21 protein-coding genes are annotated in these 22629 nt (G+C 71.8%); 7 read left to right on the forward strand and 14 right to left on the reverse strand.

Translation table 11 applies throughout. The features are described from left to right. Positions 1-144 precede the first annotated feature (144 nt). Entirely contained in the window at positions 145-1554 is a 1410-nt protein-coding gene (gene glnA / locus ACWDUZ_RS30445) for a type I glutamate--ammonia ligase (protein ID WP_451635023.1), read from the reverse strand. Positions 1555-1762: 208 nt separating this feature from the next. On the opposite strand from glnA, the gene ACWDUZ_RS30450 reads away from it, so the two are divergent. Further along, on the forward strand, positions 1763-2230 hold the full coding sequence (locus ACWDUZ_RS30450) for an RDD family protein (RefSeq protein WP_451635024.1): 468 nt from the start codon (positions 1763-1765) through the stop codon (positions 2228-2230). A gap of 53 nt (positions 2231-2283) precedes the next feature. Here ACWDUZ_RS30450 and ACWDUZ_RS30455 read toward each other — a convergent pair whose 3' ends face one another. Beyond that, on the reverse strand, positions 2284-3171 hold the full coding sequence (locus tag ACWDUZ_RS30455) for an alpha/beta fold hydrolase (RefSeq protein WP_451635025.1): 888 nt from the start codon (positions 3169-3171) through the stop codon (positions 2284-2286). Between the two features lie 96 nt (positions 3172-3267). Here ACWDUZ_RS30455 and ACWDUZ_RS30460 point away from each other — a divergent pair, with 96 nt between their 5' ends. Next, positions 3268-3747 (forward strand): MarR family winged helix-turn-helix transcriptional regulator, encoded by a 480-nt coding sequence (locus ACWDUZ_RS30460; protein WP_451635026.1) that lies wholly within the window; start codon positions 3268-3270, stop codon positions 3745-3747. Positions 3748-3769: 22 nt separating this feature from the next. Here ACWDUZ_RS30460 and ACWDUZ_RS30465 read toward each other — a convergent pair whose 3' ends face one another. Beyond that, entirely contained in the window at positions 3770-4315 is a 546-nt protein-coding gene (locus ACWDUZ_RS30465; RefSeq protein WP_451635027.1) for a MarR family winged helix-turn-helix transcriptional regulator, read from the reverse strand. Positions 4316-4467: 152 nt separating this feature from the next. On the opposite strand from ACWDUZ_RS30465, the gene ACWDUZ_RS30470 reads away from it, so the two are divergent. Both ACWDUZ_RS30470 and ACWDUZ_RS30475 read left to right on the forward strand, forming a co-directional pair. Then, positions 4468-5400 carry an NADP-dependent oxidoreductase gene (locus ACWDUZ_RS30470; protein ID WP_451635028.1) on the forward strand — a complete coding sequence of 311 codons (933 nt, stop codon included), beginning with the start codon at positions 4468-4470 and terminating at the stop codon, positions 5398-5400. A 56-nt stretch (positions 5401-5456) separates the two neighbouring features. Beyond that, the gene (locus ACWDUZ_RS30475; protein WP_451635029.1) at positions 5457-6431 is read left to right on the forward strand and encodes an alpha/beta hydrolase; all 975 of its coding nucleotides are present in this window, start codon (positions 5457-5459) and stop codon (positions 6429-6431) included. A 155-nt stretch (positions 6432-6586) separates the two neighbouring features. On the opposite strand, the gene ACWDUZ_RS30480 is transcribed toward ACWDUZ_RS30475, so the two are convergent. The 4 genes from ACWDUZ_RS30480 to lipB all read right to left on the reverse strand — a co-directional run bounded on the left by ACWDUZ_RS30480 (position 6587) and on the right by lipB (position 9706). After that, positions 6587-7291, reverse strand: coding sequence for a DUF4191 domain-containing protein (locus tag ACWDUZ_RS30480; RefSeq protein ID WP_451635030.1), 705 nt, complete (start codon positions 7289-7291; stop codon positions 6587-6589). Positions 7292-7359: 68 nt separating this feature from the next. Further along, entirely contained in the window at positions 7360-7560 is a 201-nt protein-coding gene (locus ACWDUZ_RS30485; RefSeq protein ID WP_358867156.1) for an SCO2195 family GlnR-regulated protein, read from the reverse strand. Positions 7561-7827: 267 nt separating this feature from the next. Continuing rightward, positions 7828-8793, reverse strand: a complete 966-nt coding sequence (lipA, locus tag ACWDUZ_RS30490) for a lipoyl synthase (protein WP_451635031.1) — start codon at positions 8791-8793, stop codon at positions 7828-7830. Positions 8794-8908: 115 nt separating this feature from the next. Beyond that, on the reverse strand, positions 8909-9706 hold the full coding sequence (gene lipB / locus ACWDUZ_RS30495) for a lipoyl(octanoyl) transferase LipB (RefSeq protein WP_451635032.1): 798 nt from the start codon (positions 9704-9706) through the stop codon (positions 8909-8911). Between the two features lie 245 nt (positions 9707-9951). Here lipB and ACWDUZ_RS30500 point away from each other — a divergent pair, with 245 nt between their 5' ends. Continuing rightward, on the forward strand, positions 9952-11448 hold the full coding sequence (locus ACWDUZ_RS30500; RefSeq protein ID WP_451635033.1) for a regulator: 1497 nt from the start codon (positions 9952-9954) through the stop codon (positions 11446-11448). 109 nt (positions 11449-11557) lie between these two features. Here the strand turns inward: ACWDUZ_RS30500 and ACWDUZ_RS30505 are convergent, their stop codons facing one another. Beyond that, positions 11558-13075, reverse strand: a complete 1518-nt coding sequence (locus ACWDUZ_RS30505) for an NAD(P)/FAD-dependent oxidoreductase (RefSeq protein WP_451635034.1) — start codon at positions 13073-13075, stop codon at positions 11558-11560. A 159-nt stretch (positions 13076-13234) separates the two neighbouring features. Next, a complete protein-coding gene (locus tag ACWDUZ_RS30510) occupies positions 13235-14131 on the reverse strand; it encodes a TIGR01777 family oxidoreductase (protein WP_451635035.1) in 897 nt (298 codons plus the stop codon). A 71-nt stretch (positions 14132-14202) separates the two neighbouring features. Here ACWDUZ_RS30510 and ACWDUZ_RS30515 point away from each other — a divergent pair, with 71 nt between their 5' ends. After that, positions 14203-14691 carry an N-acetyltransferase family protein gene (locus tag ACWDUZ_RS30515; protein ID WP_451635036.1) on the forward strand — a complete coding sequence of 163 codons (489 nt, stop codon included), beginning with the start codon at positions 14203-14205 and terminating at the stop codon, positions 14689-14691. Positions 14692-14719: 28 nt separating this feature from the next. Here ACWDUZ_RS30515 and ACWDUZ_RS30520 read toward each other — a convergent pair whose 3' ends face one another. Further along, positions 14720-15904: a MarP family serine protease gene (locus ACWDUZ_RS30520; protein ID WP_451635037.1), complete on the reverse strand. Its 1185-nt coding sequence runs from the start codon at positions 15902-15904 to the stop codon at positions 14720-14722. 223 nt (positions 15905-16127) lie between these two features. On the opposite strand from ACWDUZ_RS30520, the gene ACWDUZ_RS30525 reads away from it, so the two are divergent. After that, entirely contained in the window at positions 16128-17024 is an 897-nt protein-coding gene (locus ACWDUZ_RS30525) for a peptidoglycan recognition protein family protein (RefSeq protein ID WP_451635038.1), read from the forward strand. A gap of 79 nt (positions 17025-17103) precedes the next feature. Here ACWDUZ_RS30525 and ACWDUZ_RS30530 read toward each other — a convergent pair whose 3' ends face one another. The 4 genes from ACWDUZ_RS30530 to ACWDUZ_RS30545 form a co-directional block, all read right to left on the reverse strand. Next, positions 17104-17622, reverse strand: coding sequence for a DUF4240 domain-containing protein (locus ACWDUZ_RS30530; RefSeq protein WP_451635091.1), 519 nt, complete (start codon positions 17620-17622; stop codon positions 17104-17106). Between the two features lie 83 nt (positions 17623-17705). After that, positions 17706-18677: a helix-turn-helix transcriptional regulator gene (locus ACWDUZ_RS30535; protein ID WP_451635039.1), complete on the reverse strand. Its 972-nt coding sequence runs from the start codon at positions 18675-18677 to the stop codon at positions 17706-17708. Positions 18678-18759: 82 nt separating this feature from the next. Further along, positions 18760-21462, reverse strand: a complete 2703-nt coding sequence (gene aceE / locus ACWDUZ_RS30540) for a pyruvate dehydrogenase (acetyl-transferring), homodimeric type (protein ID WP_451635040.1) — start codon at positions 21460-21462, stop codon at positions 18760-18762. Between the two features lie 267 nt (positions 21463-21729). Then, positions 21730-22353: a GntR family transcriptional regulator gene (locus ACWDUZ_RS30545; RefSeq protein WP_389825263.1), complete on the reverse strand. Its 624-nt coding sequence runs from the start codon at positions 22351-22353 to the stop codon at positions 21730-21732. Positions 22354-22629: the final 276 nt, after the last annotated feature.

A 22629-nucleotide genomic window follows, 5' to 3' on the forward strand; every position in this document is an offset into this window, starting at 1 on the left:
ATTCCCTGTCCCCCCTCTTCCCCCCCCCCCCCCGCGCCCCCTCGCCCCGTCCGGGCCGGGGGCCGGTACCCCCCGCCGCCCCCGCCGGCCGACGGCCCACAGACGGCCCAGGGGTGCGGTCACCCGCTCCGACCTGGGGCCATGTCACACATCGAAGTAGAGCTCGAACTCGTGCGGGTGCGGGCGCAGCTGGAGCGGGGCGATCTCGTTGGCGCGCTTGAAGTCGATCCACGTCTCGATCAGGTCCGGCGTGAACACGTCGCCCTGGAGGAGGAACTCGTGGTCGGCCTCGAGGCGGTCGAGGACGGCGCCGAGGGAAGTCGGGACCTGGGCGACGTTGGCGTGCTCCTCGGGAGCCAGCTCGTAGAGGTCCTTGTCGATCGGCTCGGCGGGCTCGATCTTGTTCTTGATGCCGTCCAGACCCGCCAGCAGCAGCGCCGAGAAGGCCAGGTACGGGTTGCCGGAGGCGTCCGGGGCGCGGAACTCCACGCGCTTGGCCTTCGGGTTCGAACCGGTGATCGGGATACGCATCGCGGCGGAGCGGTTGCGCTGCGAGTACACCAGGTTCACCGGGGCCTCGAAGCCCGGCACCAGACGGTGGTAGGAGTTGACCGTCGGGTTGGTGAAGGCCAGCAGCGACGGGGCGTGCTTGAGGATGCCGCCGATGTAGTAGCGGGCGGTGTCCGACAGGCCCGCGTAACCGGCCTCGTCGTAGAACAGCGGGTCGCCGTTGCTCCACAGCGACTGGTGCACGTGCATGCCCGAGCCGTTGTCGCCGAAGATCGGCTTCGGCATGAAGGTCGCCGTCTTGCCGTTGCGCCAGGCGACGTTCTTCACGATGTACTTGAACAGCTGAAGGTCGTCCGCGGCGGCCAGCAGCGTGTTGAACTTGTAGTTGATCTCGGCCTGACCGGCGGTGCCCACCTCGTGGTGCTGGCGCTCGACCTTCAGACCGGCCCGGTCCAGCTCCAGGGAGATCTCGGCGCGCAGGTCGGCGAAGTGGTCGACCGGCGGGACCGGGAAGTAACCGCCCTTGTAGCGGACCTTGTAGCCGCGGTTCTCCTCGAGCGCACCGGTGTTCCAGGCGCCGGCCTCGGAGTCGATGTGGTAGAACGACTCGTTCTCCGCCGTACGGAAACGGACGCTGTCGAAGACGTAGAACTCGGCCTCCGGGCCGAAGTACGCGGTGTCGGCGATCCCGGTGGAGGCCAGGTACGCCTCGGCCTTCTTCGCCACGTTGCGCGGGTCACGGGAGTACTGCTCGCCCGTGATCGGGTCGTGGATGAAGAAGTTGATGTTGAGGGTCTTGTCCCGGCGGAACGGGTCCACGCGCGAGGTGGACAGGTCGGCGCGCAGAGCCATGTCGGACTCGTGAATGGCCTGGAAGCCACGGATCGAGGATCCGTCGAAGGCCAGTTCCTCGTCGGGGTCGAACGCCTCAACGGGCACCGTGAAGTGCTGCATGACGCCCGGCAGGTCGCAGAAGCGGACGTCGATGAACTTGACGTCCTCGTCCGCGATGAACTTCTTGGCCTCGTCGGCGTTCTGGAACATCCAGCTCCTCCTACTCCCGACCGTCCCGCCGGGGTGGTAGATCGTTCGTGCGGCCAGTGCGGTGGCACACGCTGATGCCGACCCTAGGGACGGGTGATTTCTCGGGCGTGACCCATTTGTTTCGCAGAAGTTAACCGGCCCGGGTGGGGTCACGTCCGTGGACACCCCGGCCGGCCCCCAGCTTCCAGCCTCGCAGTACCGTGGACGGGTGGACAACAGGCAAGCAATCGGATCATGGCTCTCCGGGCCGCGGGCGGCCATGGAAGAAGCCGGGGCCGACTTCGGCTACCGGGGCGAGCAGCTCGGGCTCCCGGAGGAGGGGCCGAACTCGATCGCCCGCCCGGGCCGGCGTATCGGGGCGCTCGTCGTGGACTGGGGCGTGTGCCTGCTGATCGCATACGGTCTGATCGCGGACAGCTACAACAACGCGGCCCAGGTGTGGGCGCCGCTGCTCCTGTTCGCCCTGATGGTCCTCACGCTCGGCACCGTGGGTCTCACCCCGGGCAAGCGGCTCTTCGGCCTCCGTGTGGTCGCCCTGAACACGGGGCGGGCGAACCCCTGGCGCGCCCTTCTGCGTACGGTCCTGCTGTTCCTCGCCCTGCCGCCCCTGATCTGGGACCGCGACGGGCGCGGCCTGCACGACCGGCTGGCGGGGACCGTGGAGGTCCGGATCTGACGTCCGCACGGACCCGGCCACGCCCGCGGCATCGCTGGTCTGCTGAGTTCAGGTCACTGTGCGTCGATGCGTCCGGTGAACTCGATCATCGCCTTGGCCAGTTCTTCGGGAGCCTCCATGGCGGCGTAGTGGCCGACACCGTCGAGAGATGCCGAGCTCACTTCGCTCGCCGCGGCCTGGGTCATGGTGGCCAGGGTGAAGGAGCCTGCACGGGACCCGACCGCGAGCACGGGCACGTTCAGTCCGGGCCTCCGGGCGAGGGCCCTGATTTCGGAACCCTCGCTCAGCATCGACCGGTAGAGGCCGATCGCCCCGCGCCATCCGCCGGGCCGTGCGTAGGTGCGGGAGAACTCGTCGATGTCGGCCTCGGTGATCGCTCCCGGGGTCGCGCTCAAGGCCGGGAAGAGGAACTGTCCGAAGAACTCGCGCTCGCGGCCGGTCAACAGCATCTCGGGGATGCCGGGTGCGGCGAGAACCCCGATGTACCAGGCGCCGCCGCGGGTGATGTCGGCCAGCGCCTCCATTCCGAATCCGGGTAGTCCCGTCTCGATCGCGGTGAGGCTGAGCACGTCGTGCGGGTACGTGGTCGCGAGACGGAACACGCTCGGCCCGCCGATGTCCTGCCCGGTCAGATGGACGGGGCCGACGCCGAGCTGTTCGATCAGAAGGTGCAGGTCCTCGGCCGCGGTAGCGCTGTCGTACGTGCCGGGCCCGTTGCCGGAGTCGCCGAAGCCGCGCAGGTCGACGGCGAACACGCGGTGGTGGGCCGCGAGCAGCGGGATGAGCCTGTGGAAGGCCCACCAGGTCTCGGGGAACCCGTGGACCAGCAGGACCGGGGTTCCGCCGGTTCCCGCCGCCACGTAGTGCAGCGTGGTTCCGTTCACCTCGACGCGATGGTGGGTGATCCCTGCAATTGTCGCGCCGGCCGGTGTCGCCTTCATCGCGTCTCCCCAATTCGACAACCTGGTTGCCCGAATGTTAGCCAACCCAGTTGTCTAACTGCAAGCCCTTCTTGGCCCTTCCCGTACGCTGCTGCCATGTCCCGTTCCGGTGCCGCTCTCGCGCTGCTCCTGCTCGGGGGCTTCCGTTCGCTGGTGGACGAAGTGACCGGCGAGCTTGCTCAGCGCGGCTACCAGGACGTACGTCCTGTCCACGACTTCGCCATGCGGGCCATTGCCGCGGGCGCCGATGACGCCACGCGGCTCGGCCGCCGCTTGTCCGTCTCCAAGCAGGCGGCCGCGAAAACGATCGCAGTCCTGCAGAAACGCGGATACGTGACACGCGATACCGATCCCCTCGACGGCCGCCGCAAACGCCTTCAGGTCACCGCCCTCGGCTTCGAGGTGCTGCGCCAGGGCGAGGAGATCTTCGACGAACTGCGCGACCGCTGGGAACGGCAGATCGGCTCCGCCGAACTCGAGCGCCTGGAAGAGCATCTGGCGACACTGGTCGGGGCCTCCCCCGTCCGCCTCGACACGCCCGGCTGGATGACGCGTGACCTCGGCGAGCCGTCCTAGCGCAGCGCCGACGGTGAAGTCTTCAGCCATCCGTCCTGGCCGCGTCGGGGGTGGTGGTACGGCGGCGCTTGCGCGGCGCGGCGGAGCGGGGCGGCTGGGTGCGCATGTGGTCGCGTACGCGGGCCATGATGTCGCCGAGACGGTGCAGGTCGTCGTCGGTCAGGGGATCGAACAGCAGGCGGCGGGCGAGCTGGATATGGCCGGGCAGGATGCGCCGGACGAGGGCCAGGCCGGCCTCGGTGAGGGTGACTGCGGTCGCGCGATCGTCGTCGGGGTCGGGGCCGCGGGTGATCAGGCCGGCCTTCTCCAGCAGTCCGGCCTGGTAGGTCAGGCCGCTGCGGCTGTAGACGACACCGTCCGCCAGCTGGGTCATGGTCAGCGGGCCGGCCGCGTCGGCGAGGCGGGCCAGTAGCTCGAACTGCACGTAGCTGATGCCACCCTCGGCGCGCAGCTGCTGTTCGAGCTGGTACTGGAGCAGGCTGACGGACTCCAGCAGCACGAAGTAGGTGTTCAGCTGCGCGGGGTCGAGCGGCTGGACACCGTCGGCGTCGGGGCGGATCTCGGACATCCGCCCAGCATATGTGCTGCGAATTCAGAGCATCACGACTAGTTGGATGTGACGAACAACACGTTCCTGCCCCGGTATTGCTTTGGATTCGAAGCAAGTTATGGTCGTCATGCTTCGAGTTCGAAGCAACTGCTCACGACAGAGGAGTGATCATGAAGGCAGTGCGTTTCCACGCGTACGGCGACAGCGACGTCCTGGTCCACGAGGACGCCGACCGTCCGGTGGCGGGTGCGGGCCAGGTGGTGGTGCGGGTGGCCGGCACCACGTTCAGCCCCGTGGACGCCACGATCCGTGCGGGCTTTTTGCGTGAGGTGTTCCCGCTGACTCTCCCGCACATCCCGGGCATCGATGTCGCCGGAGTGATCGCGGAGGTCGGCGAGGGGGTCAGCGGATGGGAGGCCGGGGACGCGGTGGTGGCGTTCTTGCCGATGGACCGGCCCGGAGCGGCCGCCGAGTACGCCCTGGCGCCGGCGGTGGCGCTGGCCGCCGCGCCGAAGAGTGTCGACCTGGCCGACGCCGCGGCGCTGCCCTCGACCGGCCTGACCGCCTGGCAGTCGCTGTTCGAACACGCCGACCTCAAGGCCGGGCAGACCCTCCTGGTCAACGGCGCGGGCGGGGCGGTCGGCGGCTACGCCGTCCAGCTCGCCGGGCAGGCCGGTGCCGTTGTCACCGCCACCGCAAGTCCGCGCAGCATCGACCGCGTGCGCGCCTACGGCGCCGACCGGATCATCGACCGCACCGCCACCCCGCTGCCGCAGGCGGTAACCGGCCGGCGCTTCGACGCGGTGCTGAACCTCGCGCCCACCAGCCCCGGGGAGACCACGGCCCTGGTCGAGTCGGTCGCCGACGGCGGAGCCTTCGTCAGCACCACCACACCCGGCCCGGACCGTCCCGGGCGCGGCGTGCGCTCCGTACGGGTCTTCGTCCGCAGCGACGCCTCCCAGCTCGCCGGCCTGGTCACCCGGGTGGACGCCGGCGACCTGGAGATCGACGTCGCGCAGCGGCGCCCGCTGGCGGATCTGGCAGCCGTCCACGAGGACGCCGCCGCCGGACGGCTGCCCGGCAAGACCGTCCTGCTGCCCTGACCCATCCACATGTCGGCTGCGCCCGCCGGCCGCGCTGACCCCACCAGGAGTACCTCATGACCGCACCGGCTGTTTCCCCCACGCCTGTCCGTCCCCCGTACGACCCCGAACTCGACGCCCTGCTCGCCGACAGCCCGTTGCCCGCCGTGCTCACGCCGGACATGATCGGGCCGCTGCGGGCGGCTCCCTTCACCGCCCCGATCGAAGAGGCTCTCGCCGCACGGGCCATGGACCACGAGGTCGTCTCCGTACCCGGTCCGGATGGTGAGCTGACCGCGTCCGTCTTCACTCCGCGCGGCAGGACGAGGACCGGGCCGGGCATCTACTACCTGCACGGTGGCGGCTTCATCATCGGCGACCGGTTCACCGGCATCGAGCACATCCTCGACCACGCCCTGGACCACAACGGCGTGGTCGTCTCCCTCGACTACCGACTGGCCCCCGAACACCCCGACCCGGCCCCGGTGGAGGATGCATACGCGGGCTTTGTGTGGACCGCGGCCCACGCCGCCGACCTCGGCATCGATCCCGAGCGGATCCTGCTCGCCGGTACCTCCGCCGGCGGTGGCCTGGCCGCCGGAGTGGCCCTGCTGGCCCGTGACCGCAAGGGCCCCCGGGCGCTGGCGCAGCTGCTGATGAGCCCGATGCTCGACGACCGCGACCGGACCGCCTCCACCCTGCAGTACTCCAGAACCGGCTCCTGGAGCCGGGAGAGCAACATCACCGGCTGGAACGCCCTGCTCGGCGAGCGGCGCGCGACCGGGGCCGTCTCCCCGTACGCCGCTCCCGCCCGGGCCGCCGACCTGTCCGGGCTGCCCCCGGCCTTCATCGACGTCGGCTCCGCCGAGGTCTTCCGGGACGAGGACGCCGCCTACGCCTCCCGCCTGTGGGCTGCCGGCGTCCAGGCGGAACTGCACGTGTGGGCCGGTGGCTTCCACATCTTCGACGGCGCCGCCCCCGCAGCCGCCCTCTCCCGGGCGGCCCTCGCCACCCGCGACGCCTGGGTGCACCGCACCCTCGCCCACGGCTGACACGGCGGACGAGCAGGGGTTGCCGGTCCGACGTCTGGCTCGTGCCGTCTCCGAAATGAGCTCATGAAAGCCATGGAGGGCTTCGAAGATCTGCCCTCCCGCTGATCCTCACCCGCTGCCGCCCACGGGGATGAGCGGCGAGGTGAGGCAGGGTGTCATCCTCGCGGCGTCCGGGGGGAGCGACCGCGAAGGCCACGCCCGGGGACCGGGCCCTTGGGCAGCGGCATGTTGCTCATCAGGTCGCCCAGGGCGCGCAGCCGGTCGTTGGTGGCGGTGACCTGCGGGCCGGTCAGCACGCGGGGGAACTTCAGCATGGTGGTGCGCAGCTTCTTCAGTTCGACCATGCCCTCGCCCTGGCCGACGATCACGTCGTGCACCGGGACGTCCGCCACGATGCGGTTCATCTTCTTCTTCTCGGCGGCGAGCAGGGACTTCACCCGGTTCGGGTTGCCCTCGGCGACCAGCACGATGCCGGCCTTGCCGACCGCGCGGTGCACCACGTCCTGACTGCGGTTCATGGCGACGGCCGGAGTGGTGGTCCAGCCGCGGCCGACGTTGTCCAGCACCGCCGCCGCGGCACCCGGCTGGCCCTCCATCTGCCCGAAGGCCGCCCGCTCCGCCCGGCGTCCGAAGACGATCGCCGTCGCGAGCAAGGCGAGCAGGAGCCCCAGGATGCCCAGGTAGATCGGATGGCTGATCGCGAAGCCGATCCCGAGGAGGACACCGAAGGTGATGATGAAGATGCCCGCCAGGATCAGGCCGATCTTCGGATCGGCCTTGCGGGTCATCTGGAACGTCAGGGCGATCTGCTTCAGTCGCCCCGGGTTGGCAGCCTCGGCTGCGGTTTCCTTCCTCGCCATGCCACGAAGTCTACGTGGCCCGGCAAGCCCCGACGACGGCAGTGTCCGTAGCGCCGGGAGCGGCCCGGTCAGGGGCGGACGGCGGGGAACTGGTCGAGGACGCGCTGGGCCTCGACCCGGTCCTTGGCGCGGCGGCGGTCCTCCAGGACGGAGGTCCAGGCGTTGCGGCGGGCGGTGCGCTGGCCACCGCTCATCAGCAGCGACTCGACCGCGCGCAGTGCGTCGGTGAAGGACGGAATGGCTGTGGCGCGAACGTGCGCGGCCTGCATGGTGGAGGTCCCCCCTCGTAACGGCTCTGGTGTACGTGGTGTGAGTCCAGGGTCACTGATTGGTGTTACCAGGGCGTGACCCACCGGTCAAACACCGATGAAACCCGGATGGAGCAGGTCGAAAAGGTGACGCGGCCCCGACGGACGCCCTGATCTGGGGCGACGGTCGGGACCGCGTCGTATCGGCCACTACCTGCCGGTAGCTTCTTGTGCGTGAATTCACACGGCTGCCGGTATCCCTTGACGGGACGCTGGAGTGACGAGCTGTCAGACCGCCTGGACGGCGATGTAGCTGCCGCGCTTCTCCACGGCCATCTGGTACAGGCGCCCGGCGCGGTAGGAGGACCGTACCAGCGGTCCGGACATCACGCCCGAGAAGCCGATCTGCTCGGCTTCCTCCTTCAGCTCGACGAACTCCTGCGGCTTCACCCAGCGCTCCACCGGGTGGTGGCGCACGCTCGGGCGCAGGTACTGGGTGATGGTGACCAGCTCGCAGCCGGCGTCGTGCAGCTGCTTGAGCGCCTCGCTGACCTCCTCGCGGGTCTCGCCCATGCCGAGGATGAGGTTGGACTTGGTGACCAGGCCGAAGTCGCGGGCCTCGGTGATCACCTTCAGGGAGCGCTCGTAGCGGAAGCCGGGGCGGATGCGCTTGAAGATCCGGGGGACGGTCTCGACGTTGTGCGCGAAGACCTCCGGGCGGGAGGAGAAGACCTCCGCCAGCTGCTCGGGGACCGCGTTGAAGTCGGGGGCCAGCAGCTCCACCTTGGTACGGCCGCCCTCGCGGTCGGCGGTCTGCTGGTGGATCTGGCGGACCGTCTCCGCGTACAGCCAGGCGCCGCCGTCCTCCAGGTCGTCGCGGGCGACGCCGGTGATGGTGGCGTAGTTCAGGTCCATGGTGACCACGGACTCGCCGACGCGGCGCGGCTCGTCGCGGTCCAGCGCCTCGGGCTTGCCGGTGTCGATCTGGCAGAAGTCGCAGCGCCGGGTGCACTGGTCACCGCCGATGAGGAAGGTCGCCTCGCGGTCCTCCCAGCACTCGTAGATGTTGGGGCAGCCGGCTTCCTGGCAGACCGTGTGCAGGCCCTCGCTCTTCACGAGGTTCTGCATCTTGGTGTATTCGGGGCCCATTTTCGCCCGGGTCTTGATCCACTCGGGCTTGCGCTCGATGGGGGTCTGGCTGTTGCGGACCTCCAGGCGCAGCATCTTGCGTCCGTCGGGGGTGACTGCGGACACGACCGGCTCCCTAAAGCTTTGATTCCTCGGCGTACCTCAGGGTACGCCCATGATGTTCATGGCCCTCACGGATGGCCAACCCATGGCCCATGGGGCGCATTCCCCGTCCGGGAGGTCAGGCGGACGTCTTCTCGATCACGCGCGGCTGGAGGTCCGCGTTCCCGAGCACATCCTGCAGATGCTTCTCGGCGAGCGGCAGCACCTCGTCGATGGTGACCTCGCGGCCCAGCTCGTACGAGAGGGAGGTGACGCCCGCGTCGCGGATGCCACAGGGGATGATCTTGTCGAAGTTCGAGGTGTCCGGGTTCACGTTCAGTGCGAAGCCGTGCATCGTGACGCCCTTGGCCACGCGGATGCCCATGGCGCAGATCTTGCGGTCCTCGCGGCGCTGGCCGGCGTTCGACGGCGCGTACTCGGGGCCGTTGAGCCGGGGGTCGAACTCGGAGTCGGTGGTCCGCGGGTCGAAGTCGAGCTGGAGCCCGCCGAGCCTGGGGCGCTCCTCGACCGGGTCGCCGAGCACCCACACCCCGGCGCGGCCCTCGACGCGCGAGGTCTCGATGCCGAAGTCCGCGCACACCCGGATCATCGCCTCCTCCAGGCGGCGCAGATGCGCGACCACGTCCACGGGCCGGGGCAGCTTCTGGATCGGGTAGCCGACGAGCTGGCCGGGGCCGTGCCAGGTGATCTTGCCGCCGCGGTCCACGTCGATGACCGGGGTGCCGTCCAGGGGGCGTTCCTCGGGGGCGGTGCGGCGCCCCGCGGTGTAGACCGGCGGGTGCTCCAGGACGAGACAGGTGTCGGGGATCTCGTCGGCGAAGCGGGCGGCGTGCACCCGGCGCTGCTCGTCCCAGGCGACCTGGTAGTCCACCATGTCCGCACCGAATCCCATGCGGACGAACCGCAACTCACTCACGGCTAGCGCCTCCCTGGAAGGTCGTAAGGCACGAAACGTGCCCACGCCACTGTACGTCCGCCTGTCGCGCGTCAGCTCGGCGGGCAATTCTCACACGATCGGATGAATGCCGGACGAAGATTGCGGTCGACCGCTCACTCTCCGCTACATTCGCGCCGTTCACGAGGCCATAAGGGCTGCTCACAGGCAATCCGGGCACGCACGCGGCCGCGTGCGCTCCCGAAAGGCAGGAGACCGCACCGCAGATGACGGAACGACCCGCGCAGCGCACCCCCAACCGCCAGCTCGCCGCGCTCATCGCAGAAGCGGGGTTCTCCAACGCAGGTCTGGCCCGTCGCGTGGACCAGCTCGGTCTCGAACACGGGCTGGACCTCAGATACGACAAGACGTCGGTCACCCGCTGGCTGCGCGGGCAGCAGCCGAGGGGAACCACCCCCGCCCTCATCGCGGAGGTCTTCACCCGGCGGCTGGGCCGCCGCCTGACCGCGCAGGACCTCGGACTGGACGCCTGCGCGCCGGTTTACGCGGGGCTGGAGTTCGCCGCCGCCCCCGAGGAGGCCGTCGACATCGTCAGCGGGCTGTGGCGCAAGGACTCCGGCAGCCACGCCGAGCTGCGCAAGATCGCCTTCACGCCGGCCGGTCTCGTGGTGCCCAGCCGGGACTGGCTCATCGGGCGCGCCGACGACCGGGTGGCCCGCGGCGAGACGCCCGCCGTGCGGGTCCCGGCCCAGGGCCGGCCCACCGACGCCGCCGCGCTCGCGGACCGGCAGCCGCAGGTCGCGAGCGTGCCCCGGCAGCGCGGGCGGGCCGAACGGGACCGGACCGAGCGGGAGGCGGGCCAGCGGGTCACCGCGGGGGACGTCGCCGCGCTGCGCTCGGTCGGCGAGCTGTTCCGCACCCTCGACGACATGTACGGCGGCGGCCACGCCCGCCAGGCGCTCGTGCGCTATCTGGAACACGAGTGCGAGCCGATGCTGCGCGGCACCTACGGCGAGCAGACGGGCCGCCGGCTGTTCGCGGCGGCCGCCGACCTCACCCGGCTCGCGGGCTGGACGTCCTACGACATCGCCGCGCACGGGCTCGCGCAGCGCTACTTCGTGCAGGCGCTGCGGCTCGCCCAGGCCGCCGGGGACCGGCCCTACGGCGCCTATGTGCTGGTCACCATGAGCCGGCAGGCCGTCTACCTGGCGCACGGGCGGGAGGCGGTGCAGCTCGCGCGGGTGGCCCAGCAGGGCATCGGCACCTCGGCGCCGCCCGTCGTCCAGGCGCTGCTGCACGCCGCCGAGGCGCGCGGGCACGCCGTGCTCGGCGAGGTGCGCGCCTGCACGGCCTGCCTGGTGCGCGCCGAGCGCGCCCTGGAGGGTGCCCGGCCCGGCGACGAGGTGCCGTACTGGGCGCGCTCCTTCGACGAGGCCCAGCTCTCCGACGAGTTCGGGCACTGCCACCGGGATCTCCAGCAGTACCGCGCCGCCGCGCAGCACGCCGAGCGCGCGCTCCACTTGCGCGCTCCGGCGTACGCCCGCAGCCGCCTGTTCTGCCGCGTCGTCCTCGCCACCGCCCGCCTCGGACTCGGCGACCTCGACCAGGCCTGCCGCCTCGCCGCCGAGGCGGCAGGCCAGGCCGCCGAGATGCGCTCGGTACGCGCCCACGAGTACGTCCGCGACTTCGAGCGCCGTCTGGAGCCGTACAAGGACGCGACCGCCGTACGGACGTACCGCGACAAGCTCGCGACCCTGAACTGAGAGCGGCGCCCGGTGGGCGCCGAGGCCGCTCGCCGGGCGGCCCCGGTGGCGACGCGCCCTGGCCCGGACCCGCCCGCTCGGAGGCGGGCGGGTCCGGGCCAGGGCGGTGTCAGGCCGCCGCCGCCTTCGGTGACGTCGCCTCCGGGTCCGCGCGGTGCAGGGAGCGGCCCGCGCCCAGGTCCGCCAGGAGCGCGGCGCAGGCCCGGTGGGCCGAGTGCAGGGCTCCCTGGAGGGTGCTGGTGTCGCGGTGGTCGCCGCAGACGTACAGGCCCGTCAGGAGGCGCACCGGACGGCGGAGGTCGTGCGGGGGACGCATCGTGGGGACCGCCTCGGGGGTGCGGTGGACGGCGAGTGTCTCCCAGCGGGCGGTCGAGGTGCCGTACAGGCGGGACAGATGGCGGCGTACGGCGGCGTCGACGTCGGCCGGGGGTTCGCCCAGGACAGTGGAGGAGACCAGGGTCCGGCCGGCGGGGGCGCGGGACGGGTCGACATGGCTGATCACCGACGTGTGCGCGACCGGCCCGCCGCGCTCCGCGTCGAGCAGCAGGTGCCCGCCCGTCGCCGGGGGCTCGTCCGTCGTGTGGTGCACCACCGTCACCGGATGGAAGTCCGGCAGGCGCAGGCCCGGCAGCAGCTCGGCGGCGGTGCGGGCGTCGGTGGCGACCAGGACCGCGCGGCAGCGGATCTCGCCGTGCTCGGCGGTGGTCACCGAGTTGGTGGCGACGGAGGTCACCCGGACCCCGGTGTGCACGGTGCCCGGCGGCAGCGCCCCGGCGAGCAGCTCGGGCAGGACCTCCGCGCCGCCCTCCGGCAGGCACAGCCGGCCGCTCGCGAAGGCGTGCAGCGCGAGGTCCGCGCACCGGCTGGACGTGGTCAGGTCCGGGTCGCACAGCAGGGCGGACAGCAATGGCCGCAGAAAGCCGTCGACGGTGCGGGCGGGCAGCCCGCGGGCCGCCAGCGCCTGGCCGGCGGGCAGCTCCGGGCGGGCCAGGAGGCGTTCGACCGGGGTGGCGGCGATACGGGCGAGCGCGGTGCGCAGGCGCAGCGGCGCGCCGATGCCGAAGGGCTGGGCACGCTCGCCACGCCCGGGCCGGGCCCTGTCGGCGCGGACCGGGCGCGCGGTGCCGGGGAGGGACGCGTCGAGCCGTGCCGCGGGACCGGTCCCGGTGTCCGGCCCGGCGTCCGGAGGGAGCCCGGCGCCGGGCGGGGCGGGGCGCAGGGCACGGCCGGCCCGGACACCCCTGGAGGGCGCGGACGGCCGGGGGGCGCTCGCGAGGGCGCGCACAGCATGAAGTGCGCCCCATGCGCTCCCTACGCCCGCCGGGGCGCCCGCGCGGTGGTGCCGGCCGTCGCTGTGCAGCAGGACCCCCGGTGCGAAGGGGCGCAGCACGAGCGCGTCCAGCCCGGGACCCCGGCCCAGCTGGGGATAGGACGTGAACAGCAACTGCCCGATCCGGTCGAGCCGGAACCCGTCGACCTTCTCCGTCGACATACGGCCGCCCACGTAAGGGGCGGCTTCCAGGACCGCGGTCGTTACTCCTGCGCTGATCAGCCGATGGGCGGCCGAGAGCCCGGCGACCCCGGCTCCCACCACGACGACATCCACCTGGTACGCGGGCTCAAGCACGTGCCCCTCCTCGAGGTTGCGCGACCGGTGGAGCAGTGATGCCCCCAACCGGGTTGAGGAATACCCGAGTTCGGCACGAGGTTAAGGTCGTGATCGGTCAGGTGCAGTCGCGCATCGACAGGGCACGGTCGCACGGCGGTCGCATACGGTCGCACCGCATCACAGAGCGGCCCGTAGCGCGTCCTCGATCCCCGGGAACGCGAACGAGAACCCCGACTCCAGCAGCCGCTTCGGCACCACCCGCGCGCTGCCCAGCACATCGTCCGCCATCTCCCCGAGCACCGCCCGCAGCACCGGCGCCGGCACGGGGAACGGCGTCGGCCGGTGCAGCACCCGCCCCATCGCGGCCGTGATCTCACGGTTCGTCACCGGCTGCGGGGCGGTGAGATTGACCGGCCCCGACAGGCTCCCGGTGTCGATGAGATGCCGCAGCGCCGCCACCTCGTCGTGCAGCGCGATGAACGACCAGTACTGCCGCCCGTCGCCGAGACGTCCGCCCAACCCGGCCTTGAACAGCGGGAACAGCCGGCCCCACGCCCCTCCCCGGCGGGCCACCACCAGCCCGGTGCGCGCGAACACCGTCCGGATGCCCGCCTCCTGCGCCGCCGCCGCGGCCTCCTCCCAGGCCACACAGAGCTCGGGCAGAAAGCCGTCCCCGGGCGGCGCGCTCTCGTCGACCGCCTTGTCACCGGTGTGGCCGTAGAAGCCGACCGCGCTGCCGCAGACGAACACCCGCGGCGGCGTGTCGAGGGAGGCGACGGCCTCCGCGAGTGCCGCCGTGCCCAGCACCCGGCCGTCCCGCATCGTCTTCTTGTACGCCTCGGTCCAGCGGTGGTCGCCCACCCCGGCGCCCGCCAGATTGACCACGGCGTCGCAGCCGGCGAGCCCGGCCGCGTCCACGTACTGCCGCTCCGGGTCCCAGCGGACCTCGTCACCGCCCCGCGCCTCCCGGCGCACCAGGCGCACCACCTCGTGCCCGTCCGAGACCAGGGACCGCACCAGTGCGCTGCCGATCAGACCGGACGCGCCGGCCACCGCGATTCGCGAACGTTCCATGCGCCCATCCTGCCCGCCGCGGCACGGAAATACCGGCGCGCCCGTTCGGCCCCGGGCATAGAGTGATCACCATGTCGGCCGTCCACATACGCCCCGCCGCCCTCGACGACGAGGACCCGCTCGCCCGGCTCGACCGGGCCACCTGGTCCACACTGCACTCCGTGCAGCCGCGTCCGCAGCCGCCGTACGAGCCCTTCTTCACCGAGCGCTCCGGGCCGGACGAGATCCTCGTGGCCGAGGTGGACGGCGCCGTCGCCGGCTACATCCGGCTGGGCCTGGCCACACCGCTGAGGTCCAACGCGCACGTCCGCCAGATACGGGGTCTGGCCGTCGCCGAGGAGGCACGCGGCACCGGAGTCGGCCGCGCCCTGCTGCGCGCCGCCGCCGAGGAGGCCCGCCGCCAAGGCGCCCGGCGTCTCACTCTGCGGGTGCTGGGCCACAACACCGCCGCCCGCAAGCTGTACGAGTCCGAGGGCTTCGTCGTGGAGGGCGTCCAGCCGGAGGAGTTCCTGCTGGACGGGGCCTACGTCGACGACGTGCTCATGGGCCGCGCCCTGTGACCGACGCCCCTGACCCGCCCCGGGCGGGTCAGGAGGAGACCAGCGCGCCCGTGTCCACCGCCGTCGTCGCGGTCGCCGCCTGCCGCGCGTCCGAGGCGATCTCGTCCGCCGTCAGGGCGTAGCCCGTCTCGCTGTTCGAGGTGGAGCGGGCGAACACCATGCCGTACACGCGGCCGTCCACGGTGAGCAGCGGGCCGCCGGAGTTGCCGGGAAGGACGGTCGAACGGATCGCGTAGATCTCCCGGGTGACCGTGGCGGTGTTGTAGATGTTCTGGCCCGTCGCCTCGATCCGGTCCGCCACCGTCGCCGCCCGCAGGTTCAGGCCGCCGTCCTGCGGATAGCCCGCGACCACGGCCGGGTCGCCGCGCGCGGCGGTGCCGTCGAAGCGGAGCACGGGGGCGTCCAGGCCCGGGACGTAGAGCACGGCCACGTCCCGGTCGGGGTCGAACAGCACCACCCGCGCCTGGTACGCGTGCCCTGCGCCGCCGATCTGCACGGCCGGATCGTCGATGCCCGCCACCACGTGCGCGTTGGTCATCACACGCTCCCGCGCGTACACGAACCCGCTGCCCTCACGGCCCTGGTTGCCCGAGGTACCCAGGATCTTCACCGTGCTGAGCCGGGCGGCGTTCGTCGCCCGGGCCGTCACACTGTCGCCGGAGGGTTCGGCCACGCCGGCCGCCGGCTCGTTCTCGAACGGGTTGAAGACCTGCGGGAAACCCGCCTCGTTCAGCGCGGAGGTGGCACGCGAGAACCAGGCCGGCGTGGTGTCCGGCATCGCCCGCTGCACCGCACCGAGCAGCGCAGAGTCGCGTATCGCCGTCGTCACCACCGGGGACGAGGAGGCACCCAGCACGCTCGCCGCCACCCACGCCACGATCAGCACCGCCACCGCGTTGGCGGCGGCCCCGCCGATCCCGTCGGCCACCCGCAGCGGCCCGCGCTCCAGCCCGCCCCGCAGCCGCAGCGCCAGGCGCCCCGCCAGTTCGTGCCCCGCCACCGCGGGGATCAGCACCGTGACGACGGCGGTGACCGTCGCGGTGGTCGTCCCGCGCGTGACGAAGTCCATCACCCACGGCAGCACCCACACGCCGACGACCGCACCGCCCACGAATCCGGCCAGCGAGACACAGCCGGCCACCAGTCCGCGCCGGTAGCCGGACGCGGCGTAGAGCAGGATCAGCAGCACCAGCACGAGATCGAGCAGGTTCACCCACGCCGCCTTTCTCTCTGCCCTCTCCGCCCCGCACGCGCGCGAAACAGGCCCTTGCGGTCGACCGGCGGGCCCGTGAGCGGACGCCCGTCCACGAGCACGCGGACCCGGCGTCCGGCCACATGTACGTGTACCACCGGAAACGACCCCGACCAGGACGATGGTTCCACCAGGTGGCAGACCACACATCGCGGACGGACCGGATGGGGGTGACAGTGATCCCATGCGTGGAGTGCGGAAGGCAGGGCACACCTGGGGACGGCCGGGCCCGCTGGGGCGGAGCCGGCCCGGCGTGCCGCACCGGTGCCCGGAGCGGCTGCGGAGCACCGCCGTGACACTGCTGTGCTGCCTGACGGGCGCCGCCGCCGTCGGCGCGGTGCTGCTGGGCGCCCAGAGCGTCGATCGCACACTGGCCCTGGAAGCGCCGGACGCGCTGCGCGCCCAGGCACCGGGCTCGGAGCCCGCGCAGGCCGTGGCGCCGCGGCAGGCCGAGGGCCGGCACACCGCACCCCGGCCGCGCATCGTTCCGCGATCGGTGTGGCTGGACCCCACGACGCGGCACCAGCAGCCGCCACCGCGCTACGACGACAAGGTGGTCGCCGTCTTCGTCCACCACACTGACACGCCCAACGGCTACAAGTGCGCCGACACCCCGCGCATCATCCGATACCTGTACGCGGGACAGACCGGCGCCCGCAAATGGGACGACATCGGCTACAACTTCCTCGTCGACCGCTGCGGCACCATCTACGAGGGCCGCGCGGGCGGCGTCGACCGCCCCGTCACCGGCGCCCACACCCAGGGCTTCAACCACCGCACGGCGGGCATCGCGGCCATCGGCACGTTCGTGGCCGGTACCCCCGTGCCGCGGGCGATGACGGACGCGATCGCCGCGCTGGCCGCCTGGAAACTGGGTCTGGCCGGGGTCGACCCGCGCTCCTCCGTCACCCTGGTCTCCAGCAACACGCTCAGCCGGTACCCGGCCGGCACCACCGCCCTGCTGCCCGCCCTGGCCGGCCACGGCGACGGCTTCCCCACCGACTGCCCGGGCGCCGCTCTCAGGATCCGTCTCCCCGCCATCCGGGAGGCCGCGGCCCGGCTCCAGGGCAGGAGGAACTGAGCGGTGCGACCGGGGCGCGGGACGTCACTCCGGGACTCCGTGTTTCCCTGGGCCACTCGCGGAGTCCGTGTTTCCGGGATCACTCCCGGAATCTGTCCCACAGCCTGGGGTAGCGCTGGGCGAGTGCCCGGTCGTCCTCGAAGGCGATGGGGGAGCCCTCCGGTTCGGGCGCGGCGGGTGCGATGCCGAGGTCGGGGGCGACGGTGCCGGTGAGCTGTTCGTAGGCCTCGTCGGCCGCGTAGCCGAGCTCCTCGCCGTCCCCGTCGATCTCCTCGTCGAAGTCGTCCAGGAGATCGGCGAGCGAGTCGGGGTCGTTCACGGCTCCCTCGAAGACCTCCCGGCCCTGACCGATCAGCCAGCACCGGAAGAAGTCGAACGCGTCGTCGCTCGCGCCGTCCAGCAGCACCCAGGCGGCGCCCCACAGATCCCAGCGGTAGGCGCGGTTGTACCGCGCCTCGAAGTGACGGGCGAAGTCCAGCACCAGTTCCGGGTCGAACTCGAGCAGCCGCTCCACGAGCAGGTCCGCCTGTTCCTCGGGGTCCCCCTCGGCGGCCCCGCGCGTGGCGTCGATCAGCTCCCAGAACTCCGTCTCGTCCATCACGGGTCAAGCATCGGCCTTCGGGCCGGGGCCCGCACGCGGAGTGCGGCGGAGTGCGGCGGATCGTTATCAGGGGCGTGCCGTCAGCGGTACAGCGCGGCCAGACGCAGCGCGTCCCGCGCGAAGCGCTCGCGCAGCGAACCGGGGGCCAGCACCTCCACCTGAGGGCCGAGCGAGGTGAGCTGGTCGTGGGCGACCTCCTCGGACTCCACCGGGACGGTCACCGTCAGCCACCCGTCCTCGTCCGGCGATCCCGCGGCGGCCAGGGCCTCCCGGGCGGCGGCGGGATCGACGGCGTACGGCAGTCGGCGCGCGCCGGCCGGAGACAGCCGTACGACGACCTCGGCCCGCAGGATCGACCGCGCGAACTGTTCGGCGCGCTCCGCCCAGAAGGCGGGCAGCTCGAACTCCTCGTCGCGCTCGAACCGCTCCTCGCCCACCTCGACGGCCGTGAAGCGGCCGATGCGGTACACGCGGTAGGACCCTCGCGCCGCCACCCGCGCGCAGAGGTACCAGACCCCCGCCTTCAGCACGAGCCCGTACGGCTCCAGCTCGCGCTCCACCTCGGCCTCGCCGCGCCGGTAGCGCGCGGTGATCCGGCGGTCGCCCCACACCGCGTCGGCGACGGCGGGCAACAGTGCGGGCGTCCTCGGCTCGGTGAACCAGTTCGGAGCGTCCAGGTGGAAGCGCCGGGCGGCACTGCGGGAGGCGCCCCGCAGCGACGGCAGCAGCGCCGCCGACACCTTCAGCCGGGCCGCCGAAGCGGCGTCCTCCAGACCCATCTCGCGCAAAGCCCCCGGCACCCCGCTCAGGAACAGGGCCTCCGCCTCGCTCCGCGCGAGCCCGGTCAGCCGCGTCCGGTACCCGCCGATCAGCCGGTACCCGCCGGCCCGCCCCCGGTCCGCGTACACCGGCACACCCGCCTCGGACAGCGCCTGCGCGTCCCGTGTGACGGTCCGCTCGGACACCTCCAGCTCCCGGGCCAGCTCGGCGCCGGTCATGGAGGGCCGGGACTGCAACAGCAGCACCATCTTGATCAGGCGGGCGGCACGCATGGGCCCATGATGCCGGGGGCCACTGACAGCGAAGGGGTACGGCCAGTGCCGTACCCCTTCGTCACCTGTCGGCCGTCGGTCCTTACAGGCCGTACTTCTCCCGGGCCTCCTTGACCGCCGAGGCCTTCACCTCACCGCGCCTGGCGAGCTGGGCCAGGGCGGCGACGGCGATCGACTCGGCGTCCACACCGAAGTGGCGGCGGGCCGCGTCACGGGTGTCCGACAGACCGAAGCCGTCGGCGCCCAGCGAGGACCAGTCCTGCTCGACCCACTGCGCGATCTGGTCCGGGACCTGGCGCATGTAGTCGGAGACCGCCAGCACCGGGCCCTCGGCACCATGGAGCGCCTGGCGCACGTACGGCACCCGGTCCTCGCCGCGCAGCAGGGCCGCGTCGGCCTCCATCGCGTCGCGGCGCAGCTCGCCCCAGGAGGTCGCGGACCACACGTCGGCGGCCACGCCCCACTCCTCGGCCAGCAGGCGCTGCGCCTTCAGCGCCCAGTGGATCGCCGTGCCGGAGCCCAGCAGCTGGATGCGCGGGGCGTTCGCCGGGACCGTCAGGCCCGCGGACTCCGCCGTGTTGAAGCGGTACAGGCCCTTGACGATGCCCTCGTCGATGCCGAGGCCGGACGGCTTGGCCGGCTGCGGCAGCGGCTCGTTGTAGACGGTGAGGTAGTAGAAGACGTTCTGGTCCTCGCCCTCGGCCGCCTCGCCGTACATGCGGCGCAGGCCCTCCTTGACGATGACCGCGATCTCGTACGCGAACGCCGGGTCGTACGTCAGTGCCGCCGGGTTGGTCGCCGCGATCACCGGCGAGTGGCCGTCGGCGTGCTGGAGACCCTCACCCGTCAGCGTGGTGCGGCCGGCCGTGGCGCCGACGAGGAAGCCGCGGCCGAGCTGGTCGCCGAGCTGCCACATCTGGTCGGCGGTGCGCTGCCAGCCGAACATCGAGTAGAAGATGTAGAACGGGATCATCGCCTCGCCGTGCGTCGCGTACGCGGTGGACGCGGCGATGAAGTCGGCCATCGAACCGGCCTCGGTGATCCCCTCGTTGAGGATCTGGCCGTTCTTGGCCTCCTTGTAGTACATCAGCTGGTCGCGGTCGACCGGCTCGTACGTCTGGCCCTTGGGCGAGTAGATGCCCAGCGGGGGGAACAGCGACTCCATGCCGAAGGTGCGCGCCTCGTCCGGGACGATCGGCACCCAGCGCTTGCCGGTCTCCTTGTCGCGGACCAGGTCCTTGACCAGGCGGACGAACGCCATGGTGGTGGCCACGTTCTGCGAGCCGGAGCCCTTGTCGAAGGCGGCGAAGGCCTTCTCGGCCGGGGCGGGCAGCGCCGGGAGCGGGTGGACGCGGCGGGCCGGGGCGGGGCCGCCGAGGGCGGCACGGCGCTCCTGGAGGTAGCGGACCTCGGGGGAGTCGGCGCCCGGGTGGCCGTAGGGGACCTGGCCGTCGGCGAAGTCGCTGTCCTTGATCGGCAGGTCCAGACGGTCGCGCATCGCCTTGAACTCGTCCACCGTCAGCTTCTTCATCTGGTGGTTGGCGTTCTTCGAGGCGAAGCCGTCACCGAGGGTGTGACCCTTGACCGTCTGGGCCAGGATCACCGTCGGCGCGCCCTTGTGCTCCAGGGCGGCCTTGTAGGCGGCGTAGACCTTGCGGGACTCGTGGCCGCCGCGCGAGAGGTGGAAGCACTCGAGGATCTTGTCGTCGCTCAGCAGCTTCGCCATCTCGGCGAGCGCCGGGTCCTTGCCGAAGAAGTCCTCGCGGATGTAGGCGGCGTCACGCGTCTGGTACGTCTGCACCTGCGCGTCCGGTACCTCGCGCAGCCGGCGTACCAGCGCGCCGGTGGTGTCGAGCTGGAACAGCTCGTCCCAGGCGGTGCCCCACAGCGTCTTGATCACGTTCCAGCCGGAGCCGCGGAAGAGGGCCTCCAGCTCCTGCACGATCTTGAAGTTGGCGCGGACCGGGCCGTCCAGGCGCTGCAGGTTGCAGTTGATGACGAAGGTCAGGTTGTCCAGGCCCTCGCGGGCGGCGAGGGTGAGCGCGGTGGTGGACTCCGGCTCGTCCATCTCGCCGTCGCCGAGGAAGGCCCACACGTGCGAGTCGGAGACGTCCTTGATGCCGCGGCTGGTCAGGTAGCGGTTGAACCGCGCCTGGTAGATCGCCGAGATCGGGCCGAGGCCCATGGACACCGTCGGGAACTCCCACAGCCAGGGCAGGCGGCGCGGGTGCGGATAGGACGGCAGACCGTTGCCGCCGGCCTCCTGGCGGAAGTTGTCCAGGTGCTGCTCGGTGAGCCGGCCGTCGAGGAAGGCGCGGGCGTAGATGCCGGGGGAGGCGTGGCCCTGGATGTACAGCTGGTCGCCGGAGCCGTCACCCTCCTTGCCGTGGAAGAAGTGGTTGAAGCCCGTCTCGTACAGCCAGGCGGCGGAGGCGAAGGTGGCGATGTGGCCGCCGACGCCGTGTTTGCTGCCGCGGGTGACCATCGCCGCCGCGTTCCACCGGTTCCACGCGGTGATCCGGGCCTCCATGGCCTCGTCACCGGGGACGGCCGGCTCGGCGGCGGTCGGGATGGAGTTGACGTAGTCGGTCTCGAGGAGCTTCGGCAGGGCGACGCCGGTGCCCTCGGCACGCTCCAGGGTGCGGCGCATCAGGTACGCGGCACGGTGCGGCCCGGCCGCCTTGGCGACGGCGTCCAGCGAGGCCTGCCATTCGGCGGTCTCCTCGGGGTCGCGGTCCGGGAGCTGGTCGAGCTCGCTCGGCTGGATGGCGTTGGGGTCGGTCATGTCGCCGCCTTCCTCAGTCGAAGGGGGTTCCCTCATCTGGTAAGGGTTCGGGGGTGCCCTTGGTCTTTGGCAGGACAGGGCTGAGGCTCTGGTGGAAGCCCGTGGTGACTGTAACTCCCTGATCGATGATCGATCAAAGGTTTCAGGGTCAAAACCTCTCGATACCGAGAAAGTCGGCACGGGGTGCCTTTCGGGCAGGCACGCGGTGCCGCGTTTTCGAATTGTTTCCGCAGGTGAGCGGGGCGGTGCTCGACTGGGTGGCCCGGTTCACGCCCGCGGCGCGCACCCCAGGACATGGGCCTTCACCAACTCGGGGATCCGCGGGTCGCGCCTGCGGAACGCCTGCACCAGTTCCTCGTGCTCCTCGGCGTACGACTGCTGGACGGTGCCCAGCCAGCGGATCGACAGCGCGGTGAAAACCTCGATGCCCAGGCCCTCCCAGGTGTGCAGCAGCACGGAGTTGTGCGCGGCGCGCACCAGTTCCCGGTGGAAGCCGACCGTGTGGCGGACCTGGGCGGTGCCGTCGGCGTTGCGGTCGGCCTCGTACAGGGCCAGCACGTGCGGCTCCAGGGCCGAGCAGTCCTGCGCGAGACGGTCCGCCGCCAGCTCCGCGGCGATGGCCTCCAGACCGGCCCGGACCGGGTAGCTCTCCTCCAGGTCGGCGGCGGTGAGGTTGCGTACGCGTACGCCCTTGTTCGGCGCCGACTCGATCAGACGCAGGGACTCCAGCTCCCGCAGGGCCTCGCGCACGGGCGTCTGGCTGACCTCCAGCTCGGTGGCGATCCGCCGTTCCACGATCCGCTCGCCCGGCTTCCAGCGCCCGCTGACGATCCCCTCCACGATGTGCTCGCGGATCTGTTCGCGCAGCGAGTGGACGACGGGCGCGGTCATGAGGGCTCCTCAGTCGGGGCGTTTGACGTTTAGACAATACGGCGGGTTCGTTCCGCGGGAAGGGCGCGTGGGGGCGCTCGCGCGCAGGTGAGACGAGGCGCACACGGTGTTCGCGACGCCCGGGGCTCGGTTCCGCCCCGTCTCGGGCGGGTGCGGGTCGTTTGTGGTTGATCGTGCCCACGCGGCACAGCCGCATGCCGACACGGCCCCGCGCCCCCTACGCCGGTGCCCCCGCCCGGAGGTTCCGGACGGGGGCACCGACGTACTGCACTGACC

The organism is Streptomyces sp. NPDC003393 (assembly GCF_053589015.1).